This window comes from Hydrogenophaga sp. NH-16 (genome assembly GCF_004006415.1).
In the GTDB taxonomy this organism is placed as follows: Bacteria; Pseudomonadota; Gammaproteobacteria; order Burkholderiales; family Burkholderiaceae_C; genus Hydrogenophaga; species Hydrogenophaga pseudoflava.
Genome location: NZ_CP029344.1, coordinates 4,516,052 through 4,541,141, shown reverse-complemented (window position 1 = coordinate 4,541,141; position 25,090 = coordinate 4,516,052). Strand labels below are relative to the sequence as shown.

The 25,090-nt window shown below is 67.9% G+C and carries 28 protein-coding genes, 3 tRNA genes and 1 pseudogene; 14 read left to right on the top strand and 18 right to left on the bottom strand.

The window, feature by feature from the left end; all coding sequences use genetic code 11:
• Positions 1-48 precede the first annotated feature (48 nt).
• Complete coding sequence (locus DD542_RS21895) at positions 49-519, bottom strand: CBS domain-containing protein (protein WP_066155932.1); 471 nt, start codon at positions 517-519, stop codon at positions 49-51.
• Between the two features lie 120 nt (positions 520-639).
• On the opposite strand from DD542_RS21895, the gene DD542_RS21890 reads away from it, so the two are divergent.
• A complete protein-coding gene (locus DD542_RS21890; RefSeq protein ID WP_127807059.1) occupies positions 640-1,950 on the top strand; it encodes an O-acetylhomoserine aminocarboxypropyltransferase in 1,311 nt (436 codons plus the stop codon).
• Positions 1,950-2,768: an alpha/beta hydrolase gene (locus tag DD542_RS21885; RefSeq protein WP_127807058.1), complete on the top strand. Its 819-nt coding sequence runs from the start codon at positions 1,950-1,952 to the stop codon at positions 2,766-2,768. The genes DD542_RS21890 and DD542_RS21885 overlap by 1 nt, the downstream gene beginning before the upstream one ends.
• On the opposite strand, the gene DD542_RS21880 is transcribed toward DD542_RS21885, so the two are convergent.
• Positions 2,705-3,043, bottom strand: a complete 339-nt coding sequence (locus DD542_RS21880) for a DUF2917 domain-containing protein (protein WP_066155922.1) — start codon at positions 3,041-3,043, stop codon at positions 2,705-2,707. The genes DD542_RS21885 and DD542_RS21880 overlap by 64 nt on opposite strands.
• A 358-nt stretch (positions 3,044-3,401) precedes the next feature.
• Positions 3,402-3,773, bottom strand: coding sequence for a Mor transcription activator family protein (locus tag DD542_RS21875; RefSeq protein WP_127807057.1), 372 nt, complete (start codon positions 3,771-3,773; stop codon positions 3,402-3,404).
• Positions 3,774-3,892: 119 nt separating this feature from the next.
• Between DD542_RS21875 and DD542_RS21870 the strand changes: the two genes are divergently transcribed.
• The 4 genes from DD542_RS21870 to DD542_RS21855 are packed head-to-tail and all read left to right on the top strand — an operon-like array spanning position 3,893 to position 6,047.
• Positions 3,893-4,222, top strand: a complete 330-nt coding sequence (locus tag DD542_RS21870; protein ID WP_164868455.1) for a DUF935 family protein — start codon at positions 3,893-3,895, stop codon at positions 4,220-4,222.
• A 9-nt stretch (positions 4,223-4,231) separates the two neighbouring features.
• Complete coding sequence (locus DD542_RS21865) at positions 4,232-4,519, top strand: DUF4031 domain-containing protein (RefSeq protein WP_127807055.1); 288 nt, start codon at positions 4,232-4,234, stop codon at positions 4,517-4,519.
• Positions 4,516-5,385 carry a phage minor head protein gene (locus tag DD542_RS21860; protein WP_127807054.1) on the top strand — a complete coding sequence of 290 codons (870 nt, stop codon included), beginning with the start codon at positions 4,516-4,518 and terminating at the stop codon, positions 5,383-5,385. Before DD542_RS21865 ends, DD542_RS21860 begins: the two co-directional genes overlap by 4 nt.
• Positions 5,382-6,047, top strand: coding sequence for a hypothetical protein (locus DD542_RS21855; RefSeq protein ID WP_127807053.1), 666 nt, complete (start codon positions 5,382-5,384; stop codon positions 6,045-6,047). The genes DD542_RS21860 and DD542_RS21855 overlap by 4 nt, the downstream gene beginning before the upstream one ends.
• Before the next feature lie 851 nt (positions 6,048-6,898).
• Here the strand turns inward: DD542_RS21855 and DD542_RS21850 are convergent.
• The 12 genes and pseudogenes from DD542_RS21850 to trpE form a co-directional block, all read right to left on the bottom strand.
• Positions 6,899-7,429: pseudogene (locus DD542_RS21850) on the bottom strand (GTP-binding protein); the annotation flags it as partial.
• A gap of 43 nt (positions 7,430-7,472) precedes the next feature.
• Positions 7,473-7,547, bottom strand: a tRNA-Thr gene (locus tag DD542_RS21845).
• 78 nt (positions 7,548-7,625) lie between these two features.
• Positions 7,626-7,699 (bottom strand) — tRNA-Gly (locus DD542_RS21840).
• Positions 7,700-7,732: 33 nt separating this feature from the next.
• Positions 7,733-7,818 (bottom strand) — tRNA-Tyr (locus DD542_RS21835).
• A gap of 17 nt (positions 7,819-7,835) precedes the next feature.
• Entirely contained in the window at positions 7,836-8,633 is a 798-nt protein-coding gene (locus DD542_RS21830; protein ID WP_127807052.1) for a uracil-DNA glycosylase, read from the bottom strand.
• 9 nt (positions 8,634-8,642) lie between these two features.
• Positions 8,643-9,443 carry an indole-3-glycerol phosphate synthase TrpC gene (gene trpC, locus DD542_RS21825; RefSeq protein WP_127807051.1) on the bottom strand — a complete coding sequence of 267 codons (801 nt, stop codon included), beginning with the start codon at positions 9,441-9,443 and terminating at the stop codon, positions 8,643-8,645.
• A complete protein-coding gene (locus DD542_RS23625; RefSeq protein WP_157576303.1) occupies positions 9,436-9,579 on the bottom strand; it encodes a hypothetical protein in 144 nt (47 codons plus the stop codon). The genes trpC and DD542_RS23625 overlap by 8 nt, the downstream gene beginning before the upstream one ends.
• Positions 9,580-9,587: 8 nt before the next feature.
• Positions 9,588-10,655, bottom strand: coding sequence for an anthranilate phosphoribosyltransferase (gene trpD / locus DD542_RS21820; protein ID WP_079367427.1), 1,068 nt, complete (start codon positions 10,653-10,655; stop codon positions 9,588-9,590).
• Positions 10,656-10,670: 15 nt separating this feature from the next.
• Complete coding sequence (locus tag DD542_RS21815; RefSeq protein ID WP_079367426.1) at positions 10,671-11,324, bottom strand: LysE family translocator; 654 nt, start codon at positions 11,322-11,324, stop codon at positions 10,671-10,673.
• Positions 11,325-11,343: 19 nt separating this feature from the next.
• Entirely contained in the window at positions 11,344-12,417 is a 1,074-nt protein-coding gene (gene ltaE, locus DD542_RS21810) for a low-specificity L-threonine aldolase (RefSeq protein ID WP_127807050.1), read from the bottom strand.
• Entirely contained in the window at positions 12,414-13,007 is a 594-nt protein-coding gene (locus tag DD542_RS21805) for an aminodeoxychorismate/anthranilate synthase component II (protein ID WP_079367423.1), read from the bottom strand. The genes ltaE and DD542_RS21805 overlap by 4 nt, the downstream gene beginning before the upstream one ends.
• Positions 13,004-14,503, bottom strand: coding sequence for an anthranilate synthase component I (gene trpE / locus DD542_RS21800; RefSeq protein ID WP_127807049.1), 1,500 nt, complete (start codon positions 14,501-14,503; stop codon positions 13,004-13,006). The genes DD542_RS21805 and trpE overlap by 4 nt, the downstream gene beginning before the upstream one ends.
• 363 nt (positions 14,504-14,866) lie before the next feature.
• On the opposite strand from trpE, the gene DD542_RS21795 reads away from it, so the two are divergent.
• Positions 14,867-15,472 carry a chalcone isomerase family protein gene (locus DD542_RS21795; protein ID WP_066156688.1) on the top strand — a complete coding sequence of 202 codons (606 nt, stop codon included), beginning with the start codon at positions 14,867-14,869 and terminating at the stop codon, positions 15,470-15,472.
• Here the strand turns inward: DD542_RS21795 and gph are convergent.
• Together gph and rpe are read right to left on the bottom strand one after the other, a co-directional pair.
• Positions 15,462-16,169 carry a phosphoglycolate phosphatase gene (gph, locus tag DD542_RS21790; RefSeq protein WP_127807048.1) on the bottom strand — a complete coding sequence of 236 codons (708 nt, stop codon included), beginning with the start codon at positions 16,167-16,169 and terminating at the stop codon, positions 15,462-15,464. The genes DD542_RS21795 and gph overlap by 11 nt on opposite strands.
• Positions 16,169-16,846 (bottom strand): ribulose-phosphate 3-epimerase, encoded by a 678-nt coding sequence (gene rpe / locus DD542_RS21785; RefSeq protein WP_066156694.1) that lies wholly within the window; start codon positions 16,844-16,846, stop codon positions 16,169-16,171. Before rpe ends, gph begins: the two co-directional genes overlap by 1 nt.
• 80 nt (positions 16,847-16,926) lie before the next feature.
• On the opposite strand from rpe, the gene apaG reads away from it, so the two are divergent.
• From apaG to DD542_RS21755, 6 genes are read left to right on the top strand one after another with little or no spacing between them, the layout of a single operon-like run.
• A complete protein-coding gene (apaG, locus tag DD542_RS21780) occupies positions 16,927-17,328 on the top strand; it encodes a Co2+/Mg2+ efflux protein ApaG (RefSeq protein ID WP_079367445.1) in 402 nt (133 codons plus the stop codon).
• A 25-nt stretch (positions 17,329-17,353) separates the two neighbouring features.
• Complete coding sequence (locus DD542_RS21775; protein WP_127807047.1) at positions 17,354-19,402, top strand: site-specific recombinase; 2,049 nt, start codon at positions 17,354-17,356, stop codon at positions 19,400-19,402.
• Between the two features lie 4 nt (positions 19,403-19,406).
• On the top strand, positions 19,407-20,369 hold the full coding sequence (thiL, locus tag DD542_RS21770) for a thiamine-phosphate kinase (RefSeq protein WP_079367420.1): 963 nt from the start codon (positions 19,407-19,409) through the stop codon (positions 20,367-20,369).
• Positions 20,370-20,403: 34 nt separating this feature from the next.
• On the top strand, positions 20,404-20,934 hold the full coding sequence (locus DD542_RS21765) for a phosphatidylglycerophosphatase A (protein ID WP_079367419.1): 531 nt from the start codon (positions 20,404-20,406) through the stop codon (positions 20,932-20,934).
• A gap of 3 nt (positions 20,935-20,937) precedes the next feature.
• Entirely contained in the window at positions 20,938-21,426 is a 489-nt protein-coding gene (locus DD542_RS21760; RefSeq protein WP_066156705.1) for a CinA family protein, read from the top strand.
• A gap of 8 nt (positions 21,427-21,434) precedes the next feature.
• Complete coding sequence (locus DD542_RS21755; protein WP_127807046.1) at positions 21,435-22,610, top strand: DNA alkylation repair protein; 1,176 nt, start codon at positions 21,435-21,437, stop codon at positions 22,608-22,610.
• 18 nt (positions 22,611-22,628) lie between these two features.
• On the opposite strand, the gene DD542_RS21750 is transcribed toward DD542_RS21755, so the two are convergent.
• Positions 22,629-23,408, bottom strand: a complete 780-nt coding sequence (locus DD542_RS21750) for a UPF0149 family protein (protein WP_127807470.1) — start codon at positions 23,406-23,408, stop codon at positions 22,629-22,631.
• Between the two features lie 61 nt (positions 23,409-23,469).
• Here DD542_RS21750 and DD542_RS21745 point away from each other — a divergent pair, with 61 nt between their 5' ends.
• On the top strand, positions 23,470-25,089 hold the full coding sequence (locus DD542_RS21745; RefSeq protein WP_127807045.1) for an FMN-binding glutamate synthase family protein: 1,620 nt from the start codon (positions 23,470-23,472) through the stop codon (positions 25,087-25,089).
• Position 25,090 lies beyond the last annotated feature (1 nt).

The window sequence follows — 25,090 nt, the reverse complement described above, 5'->3', positions numbered from 1 at the left end:
AAACGCCCCGCGAGCGGGGCGTTTTGCTTCGGGTCACGGACAGACCCATCAGGGGAAGTTCGGCTCGTTCTTGCCTTCGGACTCTTCCTCCGGCCAGTCGCGGATGTAGGCCTTGAGCATCTTGTTCTCGAAGTTCTGCGCGTCCACCACGGCCTTGGCCACGTCGTAGAAGCTGATCACGCCCATCAGCATGCGGTTCTCGATCACGGGCATGTAGCGGGCATGGCGGTCGAGCATCATGCGGCGGACCTCGTCCATCTCGGTGGCCATGGTGCAGGTCAGCGGGCCTGGGTCCATGGCGCGGTAGACGGTGGTGGTGCCCAGCTGGCCGCCGTTCTTGACCAGCGTCTTGATGACCTCGCGGAAGGTGAGCATCCCGACCACCAGACCGTTGGACATCACGACCAGCGAGCCGATGTCCTTCTCGTCCATGAGCTTGACGGCGTCGGCCAGGGAGTCCTCGGGGGTGACGGTGTAGAGGGCGTTGCCCTTGACGCGCAGGATGTCGCTGACCTTCATGGCACTTCTCCTTGGGATGGATGCTGTCGCCAGCTGAGCAGGCGTGGAGATGAATATAGCCCACAATCGGCGCGAACAACACACCGGGACTGCCCGGACGTTACCTTCGGAGACACACGCATGCCCGGCCATTCAGACCCCGGCTTCGACACCCTGGCGCTGCACGCCGGTGCGGCCCCAGACCCCTCCACCGGCGCCCGCGCCGTGCCCATCCACCTGACGACCTCGTTCGTCTTCGAATCCAGCGACCACGCCGCCGCCCTGTTCAACCTCGAACGCGCCGGCCACGTCTACAGCCGCATCAGCAACCCCACCAACGCGGTGTTCGAGCAGCGCATGGCCGCGCTCGAAGGCGGCATCGGCGCCATCTCGGTGGCCAGCGGCCAGGCCGCGCTGCACCTGTCCATCGCCACCCTCATGGGCGCCGGTTCGCACATCGTCGCCAGCACCGCGCTGTACGGCGGCAGCCAGAACCTGCTGCACTACACGCTGCGCCGCTTCGGCATCGAGACCACCTTCGTCAAGCCCGGCGACATCGACGGCTGGAAGGCCGCGGTGCGCCCAAACACGAAACTGTTCTTCGGCGAGACCGTGGGCAACCCGGGCCTGGACGTGCTGGACATCCCGACCGTGGCGCAGATCGCGCACGAGGCCAAGGTGCCGCTGCTGGTGGACAGCACGCTGACCACGCCCTACCTGATCAAGCCGTTTGAGCACGGTGCCGACCTGGTCTACCACTCGGCCACCAAGTTCCTCTCCGGCCACGGCACCGTCATCGGCGGTGTGGTGGTGGACGCCGGCAGCTTCGACTGGGACGCGTCGGGCAAGTACCCCGAGCTGACCGAGCCCTACGACGGTTTCCACGGCATGACCTTCAGCGAGGAAAGCACCGTCGGCGCCTTCCTGCTGCGCGCGCGCCGCGAGGGCCTGCGCGACTTCGGCGCCTGCCTGAGTCCGCACAGCGCCTGGCTGATCCTGCAGGGTCTGGAAACCCTGCCGCTGCGCATGGAACGCCACATCAGCAACACCGAAAAGGTGGTTGCTTTCCTGGCCAGCCATCCGCTCGTGGGCAGCGTCGGTCACCCGTTGCTCGAATCGCACCCCAGCCATGCGCTGGCCAACCGCCTGCTCAGGCACGGCGCCAAGGGCGCGGGCTCGGTGTTCAGCTTCGACATCCAGGGCTCGCGCGAACAGGGCAAGGCCTTCATCGAAGCGCTCAAGATCTTCAGCCACCTGGCCAACGTGGGCGACTGCCGCTCGCTGGTGATCCACCCGGCCAGCACCACGCACTTCCGCATGAGCGACGAGGCGCTGGCGGGCGCCGGCATTGGCCCGGGCACCATCCGCCTGTCCATCGGGCTGGAGGATGCGGACGACCTGATCGACGACCTCAAGCGTGCCCTCAAAGCCGCAGAAAAGGCAGGTGCGTGATGGAACTCACCGTCAACGGCGCCACCACCTACTGCTACACCGGCGGCAAGCCTTTCGACCCCGCCAGGCCCACGGTCGTGTTCATTCACGGCGTGCTCAACGACCACAGCGTCTGGATCTTGCAGAGCCGCTACCTGGCGAACCACGGTTTCAACGTGCTGGCGGTGGACCTGCCGGGTCACTGCCGCAGCGCAGGCGAGGCGCCCTCCACCGTCGAGGAAGCGGCCGATTTCATCGGCGCCCTGCTCGACGCGGCCGGCGTGCAGAAAGCCGCGCTGGTCGGCCACAGCTGGGGTTCGCTGATCGCGATGGAAGCGGCGGCTCGGCTCAAGGACCGTGTCACGCACACGGTGCTGGTCGGCACCGCCTTCCCGATGAAGGTGTCGCCCGCGCTGATCGAGGCCTCGCTGAACGAACCCGAGAAGGCGCTGACCATGGTCAACGTGTTCTCGCGCTCCACCCTGGCCGCGCCGCCCTCGGCTCTGGGCCCGGGCACCTGGGTCTACGGCGCCGGCATGGCGCTGGGCCGGCGCGTGTTGCGCAGCAATCCCAAGGTGAATGTGTTCCACCGCGGCTTCGTGGCCTGCGACCGCTACGCGGGCGGCGAGGCCGCCATGGCGGCCCTCACCTGCCCGGTGCTGTTCCTGCTGGGTGGCGTGGACCAGATGACCCAGCCCAAGGCTGCACAAGGGTTGATCAAGACCTCCCAGGCGGCGGGCAAAACCGTGCAGGTGGTGACCCTGCCGGTCGGCCATCACCAGATGACGGAGACCCCGGACCTCACCCTGTTCGCGATCCGCGACTTCCTCAAGCGCTGAAACCAGGACGGTGCGGGCGCCACCAGCGGCATGAGCAGGTACTCGCTGTAGTGCTCCTGCGGCGTGTGCGAGGGTTCGGCGTCGGCACCGATCACCACCCAGTCCTGCTGCAGATCAATCACCGAGCCCGGGCCGAGGAACAGGTCCTGCGCCATGTTCGGCTGCGTCAGCCAGAGCCGGCCGCTGACCACGCGCAGCCGCAGGCCGGCGCTGGCGTGGATCACGCGGGTCTGCAGCGGGAACAGGCGGGTGGTGGGGGGCTGGCTGGTGGACATGTCGGACCTTTCGTGAATGAGGCCCCACTGTCCGGCGTTCCGCCCCACCGCAACAGACACAGCGGGCCGGCAGCATGCCCGCTCAGCGCCGCACAGATCCGCATCTGTGTGGTCGGCTTGCCGGCCAACTGTGCTGGTCGGCGGCAGACCACCGGCGGCGCCGGCTGGCCGGCGCTCGGTTAGCTGAACAGAGGAGAGATAACCCACCGCTGAACCATTGGATAAATGGGATTTGGCGGGAAAAAGGGGGAAAAATCGGGACGGCTGTGAATAACTGAGTTACTCCAAATGAAACAGGCCGCGCGGGTGATTTTGCACCCTGCGCGGCCTGTTGTTTGTGGCGGTCTGTTGCCGCTGATCAGGACGTCTCGAACAGCTGCGGGTGGCCCTTGGCGTTGCGGCGCAGGCGCTCGCGCACCCTGGCCAGGATCTTGTACACGCCGCGCTCGGTCAGGCCGAACTCGCGGGCCAGGTCGCCGTGGTTGCTGCCCGTGTAACGCTCGTACAGCTCCAGCTCGCGCTTGCTGAGCTTGCGCAGGTGGTCCTTCGGGAAACAGAAGTTCTGGCCACCCCACTGGTCGGCCAGGTAGTCGGCCAGCTGATTGGCCGCTAGCTCGGCGCCCTTCTCGTCGACGCCCAGATCGGTCAACACCTTGGCCGTGTGGCCGACGATGTCCTCGTAAAGTTCGGCGCGCTTCCTCTCGAAGCGGTCTGTGTGGCTGTGACTCATTTCCCCTGCCCCCTGAACGACTTCACCAGCTGCCAGAGGTCGACGTACTCATCGACCAACTGCACCCGGCCCTTCTGCAACCCGGCATGGAGCCTTGTAACGGCTTGTATCCAATTCTGATGCCAGATTGGATCCATGTGCGCGGCCCAGGTGGATGCCGGCTGGCGCAGGTGCCCGAATACGCCGAGCGCGAGCGCGACGCCATCGACGAACTGGTCGACGCCGAGCTGGCCGAGAGCTGGCAGAAGGCCATGGCCCCACTGGTGGACCCGGCCCAGCAGCTGCTCGACCAGGCCGCCGCCGAAGGCTGGACCGCCCAGCAGCTCATCGACCGCCTGCCCGCGCTGCTCGAACAGATGGACCCGGCCCAGCTGGCCGAGAGCCTGACCCGCGCCACCGCCACCGCCCGCCTGGCCGGCGCGGCTGGTATCCCTCCCGCCGCTGAATAGAGGCCCAGGATGGCTGTCTACGTTGACAACATGCGGGCACCTTTCGGCCGGATGGTGATGTGTCATCTGGTTGCCGACAGCCTGGACGAGCTGCACGCGATGGCGGACAAGATCGGCGTGGCGCGGCGCTGGTATCAAGGCCCACCGAAAACCCGGTGGCCCCACTACGACATAGCGCTCACTAAGCGGGCCGCTGCTGTCGCTGCCGGCGCCATTGAAATCGAGATGCGCTCTGCGCCCGCCGTGGCCCGCCGTTGCCTTGTCTCGATGGCCGGTGAATCAGCGAGCGCCGCATGACCCCCGCCCAAGCCTTCGCCGCACTGCGCCGCCTGACCCCCGAAGGCGCGCTCGCCTGGCTCAAGGAACGCCAGCAGATCACCCAGACCTGGAGCTGGGCCGACCTGCGCGCCGAGGAACACGCGCTGCAGTTCACCGTCTCGCGGCTGGCCTCGGTCGACCTGCTGGCCGAGCTGCGGCAGATGATCATCGACAGCGTGGAGGGCGACCTCTCCCGAACAGACTTCGTGCGCGATGCCCGCGCGGCGCTGGCCCGCAAGGGCTGGTGGGGCCTGAACGAAGTGGAAGACCCGTCCACGGGCGAGGCCGTCACCACCCGGTTCAACCCCACCAGGTTGAAACTGATCTACGACACCAACGTGCGGCAGGCGGCCGTGGCCGGTCAGTGGGACCGCGCGCAGGCCACCAAGCGCCTGTTCCCGTACCTTCGCTATGTGACCATGGCCGACGAGAAGGTGCGCGAGAGCCACGCCCGCTGGCACAACCTGGTGCTGCCGGTGGATGACCCGTGGTGGGACACGCACATGCCGCAGAACGCCTACCGCTGCCGCTGCTACGTGCGCCAGGTCAGCCGGCGCGAATACGAGCGCGGCGTCACGCCCACCGGGCAGCGCATGGACAAGACCGCGCCGGCCGACAAGATGCGCGAGTGGGAGAACCCGCGCACCGGCGAGACCCAGCTCGTGCCCGACGGCGTGCACCCGGCCTTCGCCGGCAACCCGGGCAAGGACCGCGCCGCCTCTCTGCAGCGTGCCAGCGCCGACAAGACGCGCGCCCTGCCGGCTGACCTGGCGCGCGCCGCCCGCCGCCTGCTCGACGACGGCACCGACACCCGTTCACTCACCGACCAGGAGCCCTCCAAATGAACCGCACCATCGCCAAGCTGATCCTCGTCGCTGCGTCCGCCCTGGCGCTCGCGGCTTGTCAAACCAACCCGGCCAAGCCCGAACCGGCGGCCCCGCCGCCCGCGCCGAAAAAGACGCTGGCCGAGATGGAGTACGAGCTGCGCATGAAGGAGATCGACGCGCAGACCGCCCGTGAGGAGCGCTCGCAGAAGGCCCTGATCAAGTTCGCCGCCGAGTCTGACAGCGACTTCGCCAAGGGCGTGGTGGCTGGTCTGCTGGGTGGGCGCCAGTCGTCCGCGCCGGCGGAAGCGCCGCGCCGCAGCCTGCTGGACTCGCAGGTGCAGGCCGATGCCATTGAACTCAAGAAGATGGATATCGCCGACCGGAACAGCGGCTGGAACCGCTTTCTGCAGGCCTATGACCGCGTGGAGCGGGCGGTGTTCTTCACGCAGGGCCTGAAGTTCCGCAAGTTCGAGATCAACACAGCGAACGAGCAGGAGCGCTACCGCCTCGACACCGTGCGCGGCGCGCAGGCCGATGGCTTTGCGGCCGGCAGCGGCGCCACCCTGGGCGGTGTGACCGCCGGCCACAACACCACGTTGTCCGGCTTCGCCGCCGCGCGTCAGCCCGCGCCCACCGCGCCGCCCGCTGACGACACCACCCCCGAAACGCCTGCCGAGTAAGCCGCCATGCCCATTCAGTCTGACGACCTGGTCATCCTCAAGTCGGCCGTGATGGCCGACGTGCCCGAAGGCGGTGGCGGCGCCACCGGCACGCCCGTGGTGGACGGGGTGTCCAACAACATCTTCCCCGACGTGTCCGACGACAACCGGGCCGGCGGCGCCTTCCACTTGCGCAAGGTGTTCGGCAAGGTGCTCACCGACGACCAGGACATGCTGCTGGGCTCGGGCTTCGTGGTGCTGGACCCACCCGAAGATCCGGCCGTGGACGTGACGCTGTTCGAGACCGACGGCTGGTTCGATGAGCGCACCGCGGCGGTGGCGCTGGTCGAGTCCACCATGGTCAAGGGCCCGCGCCTGCTGTGCCGTGTGCAGGACACACACTATGCCGGTGTGTCGCTGCTGCAGCTGTACAACGTGGCGCCCGGCACCAGCTTCCCGGCGGCGGGCGAGTCCATCGTGCTCAAGAACCCGGCAGGCACCGAGGTGAAGGTGCGCGCGCTCAAGGTCACGCTGAGCACGGCAGTGGTCTTTGACGCAGGTGGTGAGTACACCATCAACCTCGCCACCTGCGAACTCAACAAGCCACTGCCGTTTGACATCCTCGGCGCTCCGGTGCAGCGCACGCCGCCCAGCGCCAGCACGGCCGCCACGGTTTTCAGCACGGCGCCTGCCGTGGGCGCGCGCTTCCATGGCGTCAAGCCGCTGGCTACAGCCATCACCCTCGGCCCGACTCCGATTCGCGAAGTCACCGTCAGCGGCGGCATCTTTTCGCAGTTGGTGCCCGCCAGCACCGTGCCCACGCCGGTGGTGGACATCTATCCGCTGGTGGAGCGTCCGACGCTCAGCCGCACGAGTTTGGCCGAACCCTTGACGATGGGGGTGTCGTCGCCGGGGAAGTCGTACTTGGAGAGCAGCTCGCGCACTTCCATTTCAACCAGCTCCAGCAGCTCGGCATCGTCCACCATGTCGCACTTGTTCAGGAACACGATGATGTAGGGAACACCCACCTGACGCGCCAGCAGAATGTGCTCGCGAGTCTGGGGCATCGGGCCGTCGGCGGCGGAGCACACCAGGATGGCGCCGTCCATCTGGGCGGCACCGGTGATCATGTTCTTGACGTAGTCGGCGTGGCCGGGACAGTCCACGTGGGCGTAGTGGCGCGTGGCCGTCTCGTACTCCACGTGCGCGGTGTTGATGGTGATGCCGCGCGCCTTCTCTTCAGGAGCCGCGTCGATCTGGTCGTAGGCCTTGGCGGCGCCACCAAACTTGGCAGCCAGCACCGTGGTGATGGCAGCCGTCAGCGTCGTCTTGCCGTGGTCCACGTGACCAATCGTGCCCACGTTCACGTGCGGCTTGGTCCGCTCAAATTTCTCTTTTGCCATTTTTCAGCTCCAAAACAAAATTGCCGAAACACCAGAACAAAGATGGTGCCCTTGGCGGGAATCGGACCCGCGACCTCTCCCTTACCAAGGGAGTGCTCTACCACTGAGCCACAAGGGCCAAGACATCCGACACACGCCGGATACCCTGAAATTCAAAATCCACGCCCGCTGGTCAGGCGGAGTCAACAACCAAAGATGGAGCGGGAGACGGGAATCGAACCCGCGTCATCAGCTTGGAAGGCTGGGGTTCTACCATTGAACTACTCCCGCACAGATTTCCATCGCTCTCACATCTGCAGTCATTGGTGGAGGGGGCTGGATTCGAACCAGCGTACTCGCAAGAGGGCAGATTTACAGTCTGCTGCCATTAACCACTCGGCCACCCCTCCACAAACGCAGCCCGACATTATGCCACGGTTTTTTTGACCGTGTCACTCAACGCCATCAACGACCAGTCAATTGGAGCAACACCCTGCTCCGCCAGCCACCGGTTCGCCGCACCAAAGTGGCCACACCCCAGAAACGGGACCGGACCGCGACTGGCAGACAAGGGTGACGGGTGGTTGGCACACAGCACCTTGTGGCGGGACACATCGATCAAGTCGGCCTTCTTCTGGGCGTGAGCCCCCCACAACAAAAACACCTTTGGCACGGCAGATGCACTGCAAGCCTCGATGACGGCATCGGTGAGCACTTCCCAGCCCTGCCCTGCATGACTACCCGCCTGACCATCCTCCACCGTCAGGCAGGTGTTGAGCAGCAACACGCCTTGTCGCGCCCACGGCGCCAGTGAGCCATCTTCCGGCTCCGGCAGTCCGAGGTCACGGCATAGCTCCTTGAAGATGTTGCGCAGGCTCGGGGGTTTGCGCACACCCGACGCCACTGAAAACGCCAGCCCTTCGGCCTGACCTGGCCCGTGATAAGGGTCCTGCCCGACGATCACCACACGGACATCGGCCGGACCTCCCCAGGACAAGGCCCGCAAAGGTTCTGGCGGATAGATCACCGCGCCGACCCGCAGGCGTTCGCGAAGGAAAGCCAGCAGCCCCTGTCCGGCCTTGTCCGACCAGAATCGGTCGAGCACCGGGCGCCAGGTCTCTGCGACCGGCCAACGCGCCGGGTCGATCTCCCTGAGCCAGGGCACCGGATCGGTCGATGGCCGCGTCGGCGCCACGCCGTCCCATTCAAAAGATTCCTGTCGCATGAACGCGATTCAGGAAAACAGCTCGGCCAGCGCCAGCCCGGGCTCGGGTGCACGCATGAAGGCCTCGCCTACCAGGAAAGCGTGCACACCAGCCTCGCGCATGGTTCGCACATCCTCTCGCCCGAGGATCCCGGACTCGGTGACCAGCAGCCGGTCGGCCGGCACCTCGGGCAGCATGTCCAGGGTGGTTTGCAGGGTCACTTCGAAAGTGCGCAGGTTTCGGTTGTTGATGCCCAGCAGTGGCGTTTTCAGCCTGAGCGCACGATGCAGTTCGTCGCGGTCGTGCACCTCGACCAGCACCGTCATGTTCATGCCCATGGCGATGGCCTCCAGGTCGGCCATCTGCGCATCGTCCAGGCAGGCGGCGATCAGCAGGATGCAGTCCGCCCCCATGGCCCGGGCCTCGTAGACCTGGTAGGGGTCGACCATGAAGTCTTTGCGCAGCACCGGCAGATCGCAGCTGGCTCGCGCCTGCTTGAGGTAGTCCGCGCCGCCCTGGAAGAACTGGCGGTCGGTCAGCACCGACAGGCAGGCTGCACTGACCCGGCCATCGCCCTCGGCATAGCTCTGGGCAATGTCGGCGGGAATGAAGTCCTCGCGAATCACGCCCTTGCTCGGACTGGCTTTTTTTATCTCGGCAATCACCGCCGCTTGTCCCGCGGCGATCTTGGCGCGCAACGCACCTTCGAAATCGCGGGTCAGCACACGGCTTTCGGCATCAAAGCGCATCGCCTCCAACGGCTTCTTCTTGCGCGCGGCGGCGATCTCTTCGCGCTTGACCGCGACGATCTGGTTCAGGATGTCACTCATGTTTCTGCGATTCCTCGGGCCGCGGAGTCTGCAGCACCTTCTTGATGACGCGGTGCATGACCACACCGGCGATGATGAACAGGGCGGAGACGCCCAACGCAATCCAGGCGCCTTCGCTCTGCAGCCACACGGGCACGGAGCACCTCAGACGCCCGCGCCAGCGACAGCCGACTGGGTGAACACCTGCAGCTCGCGCAGCTTGGCCGCCGCCGCGCCCGATTCAAGGGTTCGGCGCGCCAGCGCAATGCCCTGCGCCATGTCGGGGGCGACGTTGGCCGCGTAGAGCGCCACGCCGGCGTTGAGCGCCACGATGTCGCGGGCCGCCTTGAGCACTGGATCGTCCCGGTTCTCCAGCACGCCCAGCAGCATCGCCTTGGAGTCCTCGGGCGTCTCCACGCGCAGCGCGCGGCTGCTGGCCATGGTCAGGCCGAAATCCTCGGGGTGGATTTCGTACTCGGCGATCTCGCCGTTCTTAAGTTCCCCCACCATGGTGGCAGCGCCCAGCGACACTTCGTCCATGCCGTCCCGGCCATAGACCACGACCGCATGCTCGGCGCCCAGCCGCTGCAGCGCGCGCACCTGAATGCCGACCAGGTCGGGGTGGAACACGCCCATCAGGATGTTGGGCGCCGAGGCCGGATTGGTCAGCGGGCCAAGAATGTTGAAGATGGTCTTGATGCCCAGCTCGCGGCGCACCGGCGCCACGTTCTTCATGGCCGGGTGGTGGTTGGGGGCGAACATGAAGCCCACACCCACCTCGGCGATGCTGCGCGCGATCACGTCCGGCGGCAGGTTGATGTTGATGCCCAGGCTCTCCAGCACGTCGGCGCTGCCGCTTTTGCTGGAGACACTGCGTCCGCCGTGCTTGCTGACCTTGGCGCCCGCAGCGGCAGCCACGAACATGGAGCAGGTGGAGATGTTGAACGTGTGCGAGCCGTCGCCGCCCGTGCCCACGATGTCCACCAGGTGCGTCTTGTCGGCCACATGGACCTTGGTCGAGAACTCGCGCATCACCTGAGCAGCGGCGGTGATCTCGCCAATGGTTTCTTTCTTCACGCGCAGCCCGGTGATCAGGGCCGCCATCATCACGGGCGACATCTCGCCACCCATGATCATGCGCATGAGGTGCAGCATCTCGTCGTGGAAGATTTCGCGGTGCTCGATGGTGCGCTGCAGGGCTTCCTGCGGGGTGATCTTGTGGGCGTGGGGCATGGGGGTCTCCGGAAATCAGCGGGAAGGATTGTCGGACAGGGCGAGCTTGAGGCCAAAGCCGATGAACATGAGGCCGGCCGCGCGGTCCATCCAGTGCATGGCGCGCTGCACCGCACCAACGCGGCGCGAGGCCCAGCCGGCCAGCCAGGCGTAGCCGAAGTTGATCGGCAGCGAGTTCAGGTTGAACAGCAGACCCAGCAGCAGAAAGGCGGTCACCTTGTCCTCGGTGCCCGGCGCGATGAACTGCGGCACAAAGGCCAGGAAGAACAGCGCCACCTTGGGGTTCAGGACATTGGTCAGAAAACCTTGGCGGTACACGCGCCACAGATTCACCGCCGCCACCTCCGCGCTCACGCCCGCCGGCACGATGGAAGAATCACCGCCCTTGGCCAGCAGCAACTTGACGCCCATCCACATCAGGTAAGCCGCACCCGCCCACTTGAGCAAGGTGAAAGCTGTGGCTGAGGTGGCCAGCAACGCGCCGACGCCGAGGGCGGCGGCAAACACGTGGACGAAGCAGCCGCTGACGATCCCCAGCGCGGCCACCATGCCGGCCCGCACACCGCTCTTGAGCGCGCTGCTGACGATGTAGAGCACATCGGGGCCGGGCGTGAGGTTGAGCAGCCAGCCCGCCGCGATGAACATGAGAAGTTGCGTCGAATCGGGCATGGCGTTGTTCCTGGACCGATCAGTAAGGGCCGGTGCGCCCGGCTGCGGTGCCCGCTGCGGGCGCCTCGACAAAGAAGCGGCGCACGGTGGCGAGGGCATGGTCGATGCCAGCGGTGTCCACATCGAGGTGGGTCACGAAACGCAGGCCGATCAGCCCGGTGGCCAGCACGCCGTTCGCTTTCAAGAACTCCAGCAACGCGGGGCCTTGGCCATCGGCCACGTCGACGAAGACGATGTTGGTTTCAGCCGATTTCACCGTCAGACCATCGATGCCGCGCAGGCCGTCGGCCAGCCGCCGTGCGTTGGCGTGGTCATCGGCCAGGCGATCCACATGGTGGTCCAGCGCGTGCAGCGCGCAGGCGGCGAGCAGCCCCGCCTGGCGCAGCCCGCCACCGGCCATCTTGCGGATGCGGCGGGCGCGGGCGATCAGTTCGCGCGAGCCGCACAGGGCCGAACCGACCGGCGCGCCCAGGCCCTTGCTGAAGCAGACCGACAGGCTGTCGAAATGGTCGGCGATCTCGCGCAGGCGGGCGAACGTGGTCTGCTCCGGCGCGGCCGACGCGACAGCAGCGTTGAATACGCGCGCGCCATCCAGATGGGTGTTGAGGCCCCTCTCGCGCGCCAGCGCCGCGGCACCGCGCAGGTAGTCGTCGGGCATCACATGGCCGTTCCAGGTGTTTTCCAGGCACAGCAGGCGGGTGCGCGCGAAGTGCGGATCGTCGGGTTTGATGGCCGCGGCAATGTCGGGGAGCGCCATGCGACCCTGGGCATCCTGCGTCAGCGGCTGCGGCTGGACACTGCCGAACACCGCCGCGCCGCCACCCTCGTAGCGGTAGGTGTGGGCCAGCTGACCGACGATGTACTCGTCACCGCGTCCGCAATGCGCCAGGATGCCGCAGAGGTTGCTCTGCGTGCCCGAGGGCATGAACAGCGCGGCCTCCTTGCCGGTCAGCGCTGCCATGTGTTCCTGCAGCGCGTTGACCGTCGGATCATCGCCGAACACATCGTCGCCCAGCGGCGCGGCCATCATGGCCTCCCGCATGGCGGCCGTGGGTTGGGTGACAGTGTCGCTGCGCAGATCGACAGTTTTCATGCCTGCTCCAGGAAGTTCTTGAGCATGGCGTGCCCGTGCTCGGTCAGGATGCTCTCGGGGTGGAACTGAACGCCTTCGATGGCCAGGGTCTTGTGCTTGACGCCCATGATCTCGCCGTCCGGCGTCCAGGCCGTGACCTTGAGGCAGTCGGGGCAGCTTTCACGTTCGATGGCCAGCGAGTGGTAGCGGTTGACCGTGAACTGCTCGGGCAGGTTCGCGAACACCCCCTCCTGCGTGGTGGTGATCACGCTGGTCTTGCCGTGCATCAGCTCCTGCGCCCGGATGATCTTGCCGCCGAAGGCTGCTCCGACAGCCTGATGACCCAGGCAGACGCCGAGGATGGGCAGCTTGCCGGCAAAGTGCTGGATGGCCGGCACCGAGATGCCGGCCTCGGCCGGCGAGCAGGGGCCGGGCGAGATGACCAGGCGGTCGATCTGGCCGGCGTCGAGCCGGCGCTGGATCTCGTCCACCGTGATCTCGTCGTTGCGCACCACGGTCACGTCGGCACCCAATTCACCGAAGTACTGCACGATGTTGAAGGTGAACGAGTCGTAGTTGTCCACCATCAGCAGTTGAATCTTCTTGCTCATTCCAGCCCCTCCTCGACCAGTTCCGCGGCGCGCAGCAGCGCCCGCGCCTTGTGTTCGGTTTCCCTCCATTCCATCTCGGGCACCGAGTCGGCCACCACACCGGCCGCGGCCTGCACGTGCAGGGTCTGGTCCTTGATGATCGCGGTGCGGATGGCGATCGCCACGTCCATGTCGCCGGCGTAGCTGAGATACCCGCAGGCGCCGCCGTAAATGCCGCGCTTGACCGGCTCGAGCTGGTCGATCAGTTCCATGGCATGCACCTTGGGCGCACCGGTCAGCGTGCCGGCCGGGAAGGTGGCCTTGAGCACGTCCATGTTGGTCATGCCGTCGTTCAGCACGCCCTCGACGTTGCTCACGATGTGCATGACGTGGCTGTAGCGCTCGACCACGAAGGCCTCGGTCACCTTGACCGTGCCGATCTTGGCGATGCGGCCGATGTCGTTGCGCGCCAGGTCGATCAGCATCACATGCTCGGCGCGCTCCTTGGGATCGGCCAGCAGCTCGACCTCGGTCGCCTTGTCCTTCTCGGGCGTGGCGCCGCGCGGGCGGGTGCCGGCCAGCGGGCGGATGATGACCTTCTGCCCCTCTTCCGTGTGCTCCTGGCGCACCAGGATCTCGGGCGACGCCCCCACCACGTGGAAGTCCCCGAAGTGGTAGTAGTACATGTAGGGGCTGGGGTTGAGCGAGCGCAGCGCGCGGTAGAGCGACAGCGGCGACTCGGTGTAGCGCTTGCTGATGCGCTGGCCCACCTGCACCTGCATGAAGTCGCCCGCGGCGATCAGTTCCTTGGCGCGTTCGACCGACTTCAGGTAGTCGTCCTTGGCGAAGCTGCGCTGGGCCGGATGGCTCTGGCTGGGTTTGACCACCGGCGCCGCCACCGAGTACTTGAGTGCCTCCTTGAGCTCGCGCAGGCGCTTCTTGGCGTTGGCGTAGGCCTCCGGCTGGGCCGGGTCGGCGTAGACGATCAGGTAGAGCTTGCCCGAGAGGTTGTCGATGACCGCCAGTTCCTCGCACTGCAGCAGCAGGATGTCGGGCGTCCCCAGGGAGTCGGGCGGGCAGGTGTTTTCGAGTTTTTTCTCGATGTAGCGCACCGCGTCGTAGCCGAAGTAGCCTGCGAGGCCGCCGCAAAAACGCGGCAGCCCGGGCCGCAGCGCCACTTTGAAGCGCTGCTGGTAGGCGGCGATGAAGTCCAGCGGGTTGCCGTGGTTCGTTTCGACCACCACGCCGTCGCGGACCACCTCGGTCCTGGCCTCGGCACCGAAACCGCTGGCGCGCAGCAGGGTGCGGGCAGGCAGGCCGATGAAGCTGTAGCGACCGAAGCGCTCGCCGCCAACGACGGATTCGAGCAGGAAACTGTTGGCGCCATCGCCCCGGCCATGGGCCAGCTTGAGGTACAGCGAGAGCGGGGTTTCGAGGTCCGCGAAGGCTTCGACCATCAGCGGGATGCGGTTGTAGCCCTGTTGCGTGAGGCTCTTGAATTCGAGTTCGGTGATCACGGTTCTTGCTCCGGGGTGCCTGGGCGGTGCCAGGGACCGTCTGTGAGGGATGCAGCCGGATCGGCTGCAGGCTTGCGGGGCGCTGGACGGACGCTGCGGGCCGGCCCGTGCCCCTTCAGAGGGGGGAGTGCACGTTTACGCTGGCTTGCGCCAGGGCCAGGCTCCCCGACCATTGCGGCCAGGTGCGAAACCTGCAAAGAACGTGAGAGAAGCGAACATGACGGCGCAGTGTAGCAAAGCGCGTCGCCTGCGAGGCGCCGGTCATCGACCGGCAAACACCTCAGGGTCATCCCGAGCTTGTTTCCGGTTCCGGGTTTGCGGACAATGCAAAAACGAACGATCGTTCTATTTGGAGCCATCCCCATGAACACGCCACGTCTTCACCTGTTTGTGCCCCGGCTCGTCCTGGCGAGCGCCTTGGCCGTGGCCAGCCTGCCGACCCTGGCTGCGACGGTGGAGGTGGCAGGCGTCAAGCTCGAAGACCGGGTGACATTGGCCGGAAAGCCCCTGACCCTCAACGGTGCCGGCGTCCGCTACAAGGCGGTGTTCAAGGTCTACACCGCTGGCTTCTACGTGGAGAAGCCCGCCAGCACAACCGACGCGCTGCTGGACCAGCCCGGCCCCAAGCGCATGACCATCACCATGCTGCGCGACATCGACTCGGCAGAACTGGGCAAGCTGTTCTCCCGCGGCATGGAAGACAACATGGAAAAGGGCAGCTTTGCCAAGCTCATCCCGGGCGTGATGCGCATGAGCCAGGTGTTCACCAACCACAAGGTGCTCAAGACAGGCGAGAACTTCATGCTCGACTGGATTCCCGGCACCGGGACCGTGCTCACGGTCAAAGGCCAGGTGGAAGGCGAGCCGTTCCGGGAACCGGAGTTCTTCGAGGCCCTGATGCGCATCTGGCTCGGCCCCAAGCCGGCCGACTGGCAGCTCAAGGACGCCCTGCTCGGGATCAAGAAGTAAGGCGCTCCGCCAGTTCAAGCAGCGAGTCCACCAGCAGGTCGTGCGGAGCCCGCGCCACCGGCTGGCCGTGGTTGTAGCCGTAGGTGACCAGCGCGACCGTGCAGCCCGCCGCACGCGACGCCAGGGCGTCGTTCTGGGAATCCCCGACCATCAAGGCCCGTCCGGGCTCGACGCCCATGGCGGCGCAGGTGCCCAGGATGGGCATCGGGTCGGGCTTCTTGCGCTCGAAACTGTCGCCACCGAACACCCAGCCGAAATACCCGTCGAGCGCCTTGGCCTTGAGCAGGCCCTGCGCAAACGCCAGCGGCTTGTTCGTCAGGCAGGCCATCGGCAGCCGCATTGACTTCAGTATCGCCAGCCCCTCGACCACACCCGGGTAGACCGCGGAGAACTCGCCGTTGATGCGCAGGTAGTGGTGCTGGTAGCGCTGCCAGGCGGGCTCGTAGAGCGTGTCGACGCTGCGCGCCTGGCAGACATTGGACAGCCCGGTCACCTCGGGCAGGGCCAGCTGATGCGCAAGCACCGACCGGATCAGGTGCTCCGAACCTTTGCCGACGGTGCGCTCAATCAGGGCGCGCGTGACCGGCGGCAGGTCCAGGTCGGCCAGGGTGCGGTTGAGGGCCTCCTCGAAGTCGCCCAGCGTGTCGACCATGGTGCCGTCGAGATCGACGATCACCGCCTTGATGCCGGCCAGCATCAGGCGAGCGCAGCGCGCATCTGATCGATCACAGCCTTGTAATCCGGCTTGCCAAAAATCGCGCTGCCGGCCACGAAGGTGTCGGCGCCGGCGTCGGCCACGCGGCGGATGTTGTCGGCCTTGATGCCGCCGTCCACTTCCAGGCGGATGTCCTTGCCGCTGGCTTCGATGCGCTTGCGCGCCTGCTCGATCTTGCGCAGCGCCGAGTCGATGAAGCTCTGGCCGCCGAAACCTGGGTTGACGCTCATGATGAGGATCAGGTCGATGTCCTCGATCACCCAGTCCAGCACATCCAGCGGCTGAGCGGGATTGAAAGTCAGGCCGGCCTGGGCACCTTTGGCCTTGATGGCCTGCACGCTGCGGTGCACGTGGGCACTGGCGTCGGGGTGGAAGCTCACCAGATCGGCACCGGCGTCGATGAAGGCGCCGGCCAGCGCATCCACCGGCTGGATCATCAGGTGCACGTCGATCGGCACCGGCGTGCCGTCGGGCTTTTTCGCGTGTGGCTTGAGCGCCTGGCAGACCATGGGACCGAAGGTCAGGTTGGGCACGTAGTGGTTGTCCATCACGTCGAAATGGACCCAGTCGGCGCCGGCGGCGATGACGTTCTTCACCTCCTCCCCCAGGCGGGCGAAGTCGGCGGACAGGATGGACGGGGCAATGCGGTAGGTGGTCATAAAAAGGGTCCGGATGGGCGCAATTCCGCCATTTTCGCAGGGCCTGCCGGGTTATGCGGCGCCGCGGTAACATGCCCGCCATGCCGAAATACCAGTTCACCTGCGAGGTCGAGCCTCAGTACCTGGCCGAACAGTCCGCGCCGGACGAGGACATCTACGCCTTCGCCTACACCATCACCATCACCAACACCGGTGACGTGACGGCGCAGCTGATTTCGCGCCACTGGATCATCGACGACGCCCGCGGTCACACCGAGGAGGTCAAGGGTCTGGGCGTGGTCGGCCACCAGCCGCTGCTGCGGCCGGGTGAATCGTTCCAGTACACCAGCGGCACCCGCCTGGGCACGCGCTCGGGCAGCATGCGCGGCAGCTACTTCTGCGTGGCCGAAGACGGCGAGCGCTTCGAGGCCGAGGTGCCCGAGTTCGCGCTGGTGGCCGACGGCGGCGGTGGCAGCGACCAGCCGCCGCGCGTGCTGCACTGACGCAGGCCGGGCTGTGACCAGCGCTGTGGACCCGGTCCGACTGCTCGACCGGCTGGACCCCGGGGCGCCGCTGGCCGAGCGGCACCTGTGGCTGATCGAGGTGCTGCAATGGGTGCGCGGCACCGACGGCGATGCCCGGGCCAGCGTGGCCCGGCTGCAATTGCTGCTGGACACCGCCGAGGCCCACCCCGGCTGGCTGCGCCGCTGGCGCGCCTGGTGGTGCCGCTTCACCGACACCGTGGACCTGGCGCCGCTGCTGGCGGACCACGGCTTCGCGCCACGCACCGCCTTCCTGAGCGAATTCGGCCACCGCATGCGCAAGAAGCTGCTGCCCGGCACGCCCGAGACCACCGACCTGGGCGCGCTGTTCGACCTGCTGCTGCCCGCGGCCGACGATGTGCGCTGGCTGCGCGCCCTGGACAGCCAGACGCTGCACCGGCTGCACGCGCTGCTGTTCAGCCCGGGTCCGGACGAACCGGCGACCACCGGACCCGGCCTGTGGGAACGGTCCCTGCTGGATGCGCTGGTGTTCTGCGTGGGCCAGATCACGGCCACCGGCTACGCCGCCGAGATCCGCGTGCGCATGTCCGAGGCCGCCAAGTCGGAGCGCACCTTCCACCAGCTGCCGGTCGACATGGAAGACCTGCGCGACGCGGTGCTGGCCCATGGCGTGCACAGCGCCGAGGTGCAGGCCGCGGCCACCCACCTGCGCACGCAGCTGGATGCCTGCCGCCACGCGGCCTACTCGGTCTACACCCACCTGGACGCCCACGGCGTCTCGGTCGGCATCGTGTTCCGGCTGCGCCAGCTGCGCGAGCGCGTGCTGCGCGCCAAGTCCCTGCTGGACTGCCTGCAGTCGGCCCAGCCCGAGCGCGCCACGGCGGCCCTGCTGGCCGACCTGGCCCAGATGGGCCACGACAACCGCAGCCTGCGCGCGCTGATCGCCAGCAGCTCGCACCTGACCGCGGCCAAGGTGGCCGAGCGCAGCGCCGAGAGCGGGGAGCACTACATCACCCGCGACGCGGCCGAATACCGGCAAATGCTGGGCAAGGCGGCCGGCGGCGGCGCGCTGATCGGCATCACCACCTGGGTCAAATTCGCGCTGTATGGTCTGGGCCTGTCGCTGTTCTGGAACGGCTTTGCCGCCGGCCTGAACTACGCCTTCTTCTTCGTGCTGGTGCAGCTGCTGCACTGGACCGTGGCGACCAAGCAGCCGGCGGTGACGGCGCCGGCCATGGTGGCCAAGCTGCGCGACATCCGCCAGCCCGGCGCGGTGCGGCGCTTCGTCGACGAGGTGGCCAACCTGCTGCGTTCGCAGATCGCGGCCATTCTGGGCAACGTCGGCCTGGTGATCCCGGTGGTCATGCTGATCAGCGGTCTGCTGAGCGCGTTCACCGGCGCGTCCATGATCGACGCCGAGAAGGCGCGGCACGTGCTGCACGACATGCAGCTGCTGGGGCCGACCGCGCTGTTCGCCGCCTTCACCGGCGTGCTGCTGTTCTCCTCCAGCATCATCGCGGGCTGGGTCGAGAACTGGTTCGTGTTCCACCGCCTCGACTCGGCGATCCGCCACAACCCGCGCACCACCCGCTGGCTGGGGCGCGCGCGCGCCGACCGCTGGGCCGGCTTCCTGCGCCGCAACATCTCCGGTCTGGCGGCCAACATCTCGCTGGGCCTGATGCTGGGCATCGTGCCGGCCTTTGCCGAGTTCTTCGGCCTGGGCCTGCAGGTGCGCCACGTCACGCTGTCTGCCGGTCAGGTGGCGGCAGCCGCCATGTCGCTGGGCGGGGACGTGCTGCGCGAGCCGGCGTTCTGGTCGGCCGTGGCCGGCGTGGCCGTGGTCGGCCCGATCAACCTGGCGGTGAGCTTCTACCTGGCGTTCCGGCTGGCGCTGAAGGCACAGGCGATCAACGACGCGCACCGCAGCCGCATCTACGCCGCCCTGCGCCACCGCCTGCGCCACGCACCGCTGAGCTTCCTGCTGCCGCCGCGCCCTGGCGCGGAACCACCGCCGGACGCGAGCGACGACGGTTTGAGCGCCGACGCCCCCGACACCGAAACCACACGGGGCTGACGGCGTGGGCGAGTTCGAGCTGATCCGTCGGCATTTCCAGCGCGCGAAGTCCGGGCCGGCGGTGGCGCTGGGCATTGGCGACGACTGCGCCCTGCTCACGCCCAGCCCTGGTCACCAGCTCGCCATCTCCAGCGACATGCTGGTAGAGGGTCACCACTTCTTTCCCGATGTCGACCCGCAAGCACTGGGCCACAAGGCGCTTGCGGTCAATCTCAGCGATCTCGCGGCCATGGGCGCCCGGCCCCTGGGTTTCACGCTGGCGCTGGCCCTGCCCCAGGCCGACGACGGCTGGCTGCACGCCTTCTCTGACGGCCTGCTGGCCCTGGCCGATGACCACGGCTGCCCTCTGGTGGGCGGCGACACCACGCGTGGCCCGCTGAACCTCTGCATCACGGTGTTCGGCGAAGTGACACCCGGACACGCGCTGCGCCGCGATGCCGCCCGGGCCGGCGACGAGCTCTGGCTGAGCGGTCGCACCGGCGAGGCGCGGCTGGCGCTGGAGCGGCTGCGTGGCACCGCCTGGGCGCTGGCGGCACCTGACGACGAGGCCCTGTGCCGCCAGCGGCTGGAGCGGCCAGCGCCCAGGCTGGCGCTGGGCCAGGCGCTGGCCGGTGTGGCGCACGCCGCCCTTGACCTCAGCGACGGACTGGCCGGTGACCTCGGCCACATCCTCGCGGCCAGCGGCGTCGGCGCCGAAATCGACCTGGCCGCGCTGCCGGTGGCGCCGGCCCTGCAACCGCTGGCCGACGCGGACCGCCTGGAGTGTCTGCTCAACGGCGGCGACGACTACGAGCTGCTGTTCACCGCTCCCGCGTCGGCGCGGGACCACATCCTGCGCGCGGGCACCGCCAGTGCCACCCCGGTGCAACGCATCGGTTGCATCACCGCCGAAGCAGGGTTGCGCCTGCTCGGACCGGACGGCCGCGTGCGGCCGATGAGCGCCCGCAGCTACGACCATTTCGCCTGAGTGCTGGCCGCGACGCGGAACCGATAATCCCGCCATGTCCGAGACCCTGGCCGCCGACGCTCCCACACCGGTCATTCACCGGCCCGACCTGAAATTCCTGCTCGCCCACCCGGCGCACTTCATCGCCCTGGGCGCCGGTTCGGGCCTGTCGCGCGCCGCGCCCGGCACCGTCGGCACGCTCTGGGCCTGGGCGGCGTTCGTGCTGCTGCAGCCCCTCATGACCGACCTGCGCTGGGCGGCGCTGATCGGGGCCGCCACCCTGGTCGGCTGGTGGGCCTGCACCGTCACCGCGCGGCACATGCGCATCGCCGACTCGGGCCACATCGTCTGGGACGAGGTGGTCGCCTTCTGGCTGGTGCTCTGGCTGGTGATGCCCACGGGCTTCTGGGGCCAGCTCGTCGCCTTTGCGCTGTTCCGGCTGTTCGACGCCGTGAAGATCGGTCCCATGGCCTGGGCCGACCGCACCTTCAAGGGCTTCGGCCCGCGCGGCGGCTTCGGCATCCTGCTCGACGACTTCGCGGCCGCCCTGTGCACGCTGCTCGTCATCGCCCTCTGGAAGTACTGACCCATGCACCCCATTCCGACCCTGGTGGAACAGCTGGCCATGGCCCTGCGGGCGCGCGGCCAGATGATGGCGACCGCCGAGAGCTGCACCGGCGGCCTGATCGCCGGCGCCTGCACCGAGATCAGCGGTTCCAGCGACTGGTTCGAGCGCGGCTTCGTGACCTATTCCAACGCCGCCAAGTGCGAGCTGCTGGGCGTGCCGGCCGCGCTGATCGAGGCGCATGGCGCGGTCAGCGAGGCGGTCGCCCGCACGATGGCCGCGGGCGCGGTGGCGAACGCGCACGCGCACTGGTCGGTGGCGGTCACCGGCATCGCCGGCCCCACGGGCGGCACCGCCGACAAGCCGGTGGGCACGGTCTGGTTCGGCTGGGCCACGCCCGAAGGCGTGTTCACCGAGCACCGCCGATTCGACGGCGACCGCGCCACCGTGCGGCAGGCCACCGTGGCGCACGCGCTGGACGGGCTGCTGCGGCGGCTGTCGCAACACCCCTGAGCCGCGGCATGGCCGAGCCGTTCAAGAACCTGATCAGCACCCGCACCGTCGACACCGCGGGCCACCACCTGCAGCGCGTGTGGCCCCGCTTCAACCGCGCTGCGTTCGAGCAGCAGGCGGCCAGCGGGCTGGATGCGCTCGAATTCAAGGCCCGCGCGATGCAGCTGGCCGACGCCCTGGAGGCCACGCTGCCGGACCGCTTCGCACACGCCGCGGACCTGATCGAGGCCAGCCTCGCACCACCGACCGCGCTCGACGCCGAGGGCGAACCGGTGGGCCTGGCCAACAACGAACACGGCGAGACCGACGAACCCGGCCTGCGCGGCTGGGTGGTCTGGTCGCTGGCGGAGTTCGTGGCGCGGCGCGGCATGGGCGACCTGCCCCGTGCCCTGGCCTGCCTGCACGCCCTGACCCAGCGCTTCTCGTCCGAGTTCGCGATCCGCCCGTTCATCCAGCGCCATCCGGACGCCGTGTTCGCGAGCCTGGCACAGTGGGTTCATGATCCCAGCGCCCACGTGCGCCGGCTGGTCAGCGAAGGCTCGCGCCCCCGCCTGCCCTGGGGCCTGCGGCTGCAGGCGCTGGTGGCCGATCCGGCGCCGACGCTGCCCCTGCTGCGCGCCCTGCAGGACGACCCCAGTGCCTATGTGCGACGCAGCGTCGCCAACCACCTCAACGACATCGCCAAAGACCATCCGGACCTGGTCGCAGCCTGGGTGCAGACCCACCGGCCCAGCGCGGGCGCACAGCGGGAGGCGCTGCTGCGCCACGCCAGCCGCGGCCTGATCAAGCAGGGCCATGCGCCCACCCTGGCGGCCTGGGGCCTGGCGCGCGGACTGGAGGGCGAGGCCCGGCTGCAGCTGTCGGCACACCGCGCCCCCATCGGCGGGCACATCGGCCTGGAGGTGCAGTTGCACAGCACCGCGACCCGCCCGCAGACCCTGGTGGTCGACTACCTGGTGCACCACGTGCGCGCCAACGGCGGCACCAGCCCCAAGGTGTTCAAGGGCTGGAAGCTGGTGCTGGCGCCGGGCGAACGCTGCACCCTGAGCAAGCGCCACAGCCTGCGCCCGGTCACCACCCGCACCCTCTACCCGGGCCGGCACCGCATCGAGCTGCAGGTCAACGGCGAGGTGTGCGCCGAGGCCGCGTTCGAACTCACGGCCCAGGAACCGGAAGGCGGCTGAGCCCCTTTCGGGTGGCGCTCAGGCGCCGTGGCACTTCTTGAATTTCTTGCCGCTGCCACAGGGGCATGGGTCGTTGCGGCCGGGTTCGGCCGACTTGCGCACGGGGTCCACGCGCGGCCCCAGGCTCTGCCAGATCTGGTGCAGGTCGTAGACCGCCCAGATCGCCGACCCGAAGGCGTTGGCACGCGCCTCGCTCACGCTCGGCGGCCCCTCTTCGGCGTGCATGTTGAACGCGGGCTGGCCGGTGTCGTCTTCGGTCAGCACCACGATGGCGTCGAGCGCCTCATCGATCCAGCCGGCGGTCTCGGCGTCGCGCGGCGGCATCCACTCCTCTTCCCAGTTCTCGACCACGAACATGAAGCCCAGCGCCCAAACCTGGCCGAAGGCCGGCAGCGGCTGGTCCGCGATCTCGGCCCGCTCCGCCTCGGGCAGCATCGCCACCGCGCCGCGCACGTCCATCACCTCGGGGTGGTAGGCGCGGTCGTCGTCCAGCGATTCCACCTTCGCCGCGAGCGACGCCGCCACCTCGTTCCAGCGCCTCGTCCACAGGTCCCTGAACAGGGTGGCCTGCTCGGCGTCCTTGAACGACAGGTCGCCCTCGTCGTCACCGACGCCCACCACCACGGGCAGGGCTTCTTCGGCGCTCACCGGGCGGCGGGTGCACAGCAGGGCCGCGATCGCGCCTTCGCAGAACTCCCATTGCGGCACCTCCTCGTCGCCGACACGAAGGTCGTCCAAGATCGCCTCCAGGGCATCAAACTCGGCGTTGTCCATGGGGGGCAGGTTGTCAAAGCTCATCGGATCGGGGTGGGGTCTTAAGATGCGGGCCAGTGTAGCCGCGCCACCCAGGATGCCCGACATGCTCGACCGCCTCAACGCCCTCTATCCCGTGCGGTACACCGCCCTCGCGCTGTGCGTGGTGTGCGCCCTGCTGAGCCTGTTCACCCTGGTCGGCTTCGGCATCGGCGGCTTCTGGTTCCTGGTGTTCACCGGCCTCTCGGTCCTGGGCTACCGGGACCTGCGCCAGACCAAGAGCGCGGTGCTGCGCAACTATCCCGTCATCGGCCACCTGCGCTTCATGCTGGAAAAAATCCGGCCCGAGATGCGCCAGTACTTCATCGAAGGCGACACCGAGGCCGCACCGTTCTCGCGCAGCCAGCGCAGCCTGGCCTACGCGCGCGCCAAGGGCGAGACCGACAAGCGGCCCTTCGGCACCCAGCTCGATGTCAAGGCCGATGGCCATGAGTGGCTGAACCACTCGCTGGTGCCGACCCACCTGGACTCGCACGATTTCCGCATCACCATCGGCGGCCCGGCCTGCGCCCAGCCCTACGAAGCGAGCGTGTTCAACATCTCGGCCATGAGCTTCGGCGCGCTCTCGGCCAACGCCATTCAGGCGCTCAACAGCGGCGCGCAGCAGGGGCGCTTTGCCCACGACACCGGCGAAGGCTCCATCAGCAGCTGGCACCGGCTGCACGGCGGCGACCTGGTCTGGGAAATCGGCTCCGGCTACTTCGGCTGCCGCGACGAACAGGGCCGCTTCAACGACGACCGGTTCAAGGCCAACGCGCTGGACCCGCAGGTGAAGATGATCGAGCTCAAGCTCAGCCAGGGCGCCAAGCCGGGTCACGGCGGTGTGCTGCCCGGCACCAAGGTGACGCCCGAGATCGCGGCCGCGCGCGGGGTGCCGGTGGGCCAGGACTGCATCTCGCCGGCGGCGCACAGCGCGTTTTCCACGCCCATCGAGATGCTGCGCTTCATCGCCCACCTGCGCGAGCTCTCGGGCGGCAAGCCCACCGGCTTCAAGCTCTGCATCGGCCACCCCTGGGAGTGGTTTGCCATCGTCAAGGCGATGCTGGAAACAGGCCTCACGCCCGACTTCATCGTGGTCGATGGCGCCGAGGGCGGCACCGGCGCCGCCCCGCTGGAGTTCACCGACCACGTGGGCGCGCCGCTGCAGGAGGGCCTGCGCCTGGTGCACAACACCCTGGTGGGCGTGAACCTGCGCGACCGCATCAAGATCGGCGCCTCCGGCAAGATCGTCAGCGCCTTCGACATCGCGCGCGCCATGGCCATCGGCGCGGACTGGTGCAACAGCGCACGCGGCTTCATGTTCGCGCTGGGCTGCATCCAGGCCCAGAGCTGCCACACCGGACAGTGCCCGACCGGCGTCAGCACGCAGGATCCGATGCGCCAACAGGCCCTGGTGGTGCCCGACAAGGCCACGCGGGTCTTCAACTTCCACCAGAACACGCTCAAGGCCCTGCAGGAGCTGGTGCAGGCCGCCGGGCTCCAGCACCCCGGCGAGATCAGCGCCCAGCACATCGTGCGCCGCGTCAACGAGAACGAGGTCCGGCTGCTGTCCAACCTGCTGCCCACTGTGGCGCCCGGCGCGCTGCTGGGCGACATCCACAGCCTGCACCCGGTGTTCACCACCTACTGGCCCAGCGCCAGCGCCGAACAGTTCGCGCAGGTCTGAG

Coding starts and splice junctions, on each gene's coding strand:
- DD542_RS21895 (WP_066155932.1), bottom strand. CDS start 519: ATGAAGGTCAGCGACATCCTGCGCGTCAAGGGCAACGCCCTCTACACC.
- DD542_RS21890 (WP_127807059.1), top strand. CDS start 640: ATGCCCGGCCATTCAGACCCCGGCTTCGACACCCTGGCGCTGCACGCC.
- DD542_RS21885 (WP_127807058.1), top strand. CDS start 1,950: ATGGAACTCACCGTCAACGGCGCCACCACCTACTGCTACACCGGCGGC.
- DD542_RS21880 (WP_066155922.1), bottom strand. CDS start 3,043: ATGTCCACCAGCCAGCCCCCCACCACCCGCCTGTTCCCGCTGCAGACC.
- DD542_RS21875 (WP_127807057.1), bottom strand. CDS start 3,773: ATGAGTCACAGCCACACAGACCGCTTCGAGAGGAAGCGCGCCGAACTT.
- DD542_RS21870 (WP_164868455.1), top strand. CDS start 3,893: ATGCCAGATTGGATCCATGTGCGCGGCCCAGGTGGATGCCGGCTGGCG.
- DD542_RS21865 (WP_127807055.1), top strand. CDS start 4,232: ATGGCTGTCTACGTTGACAACATGCGGGCACCTTTCGGCCGGATGGTG.
- DD542_RS21860 (WP_127807054.1), top strand. CDS start 4,516: ATGACCCCCGCCCAAGCCTTCGCCGCACTGCGCCGCCTGACCCCCGAA.
- DD542_RS21855 (WP_127807053.1), top strand. CDS start 5,382: ATGAACCGCACCATCGCCAAGCTGATCCTCGTCGCTGCGTCCGCCCTG.
- DD542_RS21830 (WP_127807052.1), bottom strand. CDS start 8,633: ATGCGACAGGAATCTTTTGAATGGGACGGCGTGGCGCCGACGCGGCCA.
- trpC (WP_127807051.1), bottom strand. CDS start 9,443: ATGAGTGACATCCTGAACCAGATCGTCGCGGTCAAGCGCGAAGAGATC.
- trpD (WP_079367427.1), bottom strand. CDS start 10,655: ATGCCCCACGCCCACAAGATCACCCCGCAGGAAGCCCTGCAGCGCACC.
- DD542_RS21815 (WP_079367426.1), bottom strand. CDS start 11,324: ATGCCCGATTCGACGCAACTTCTCATGTTCATCGCGGCGGGCTGGCTG.
- ltaE (WP_127807050.1), bottom strand. CDS start 12,417: ATGAAAACTGTCGATCTGCGCAGCGACACTGTCACCCAACCCACGGCC.
- DD542_RS21805 (WP_079367423.1), bottom strand. CDS start 13,007: ATGAGCAAGAAGATTCAACTGCTGATGGTGGACAACTACGACTCGTTC.
- DD542_RS21795 (WP_066156688.1), top strand. CDS start 14,867: ATGAACACGCCACGTCTTCACCTGTTTGTGCCCCGGCTCGTCCTGGCG.
- gph (WP_127807048.1), bottom strand. CDS start 16,169: ATGCTGGCCGGCATCAAGGCGGTGATCGTCGATCTCGACGGCACCATG.
- rpe (WP_066156694.1), bottom strand. CDS start 16,846: ATGACCACCTACCGCATTGCCCCGTCCATCCTGTCCGCCGACTTCGCC.
- apaG (WP_079367445.1), top strand. CDS start 16,927: ATGCCGAAATACCAGTTCACCTGCGAGGTCGAGCCTCAGTACCTGGCC.
- DD542_RS21765 (WP_079367419.1), top strand. CDS start 20,404: ATGTCCGAGACCCTGGCCGCCGACGCTCCCACACCGGTCATTCACCGG.
- DD542_RS21760 (WP_066156705.1), top strand. CDS start 20,938: ATGCACCCCATTCCGACCCTGGTGGAACAGCTGGCCATGGCCCTGCGG.
- DD542_RS21755 (WP_127807046.1), top strand. CDS start 21,435: ATGGCCGAGCCGTTCAAGAACCTGATCAGCACCCGCACCGTCGACACC.
- DD542_RS21750 (WP_127807470.1), bottom strand. CDS start 23,408: ATGAGCTTTGACAACCTGCCCCCCATGGACAACGCCGAGTTTGATGCC.
- DD542_RS21745 (WP_127807045.1), top strand. CDS start 23,470: ATGCTCGACCGCCTCAACGCCCTCTATCCCGTGCGGTACACCGCCCTC.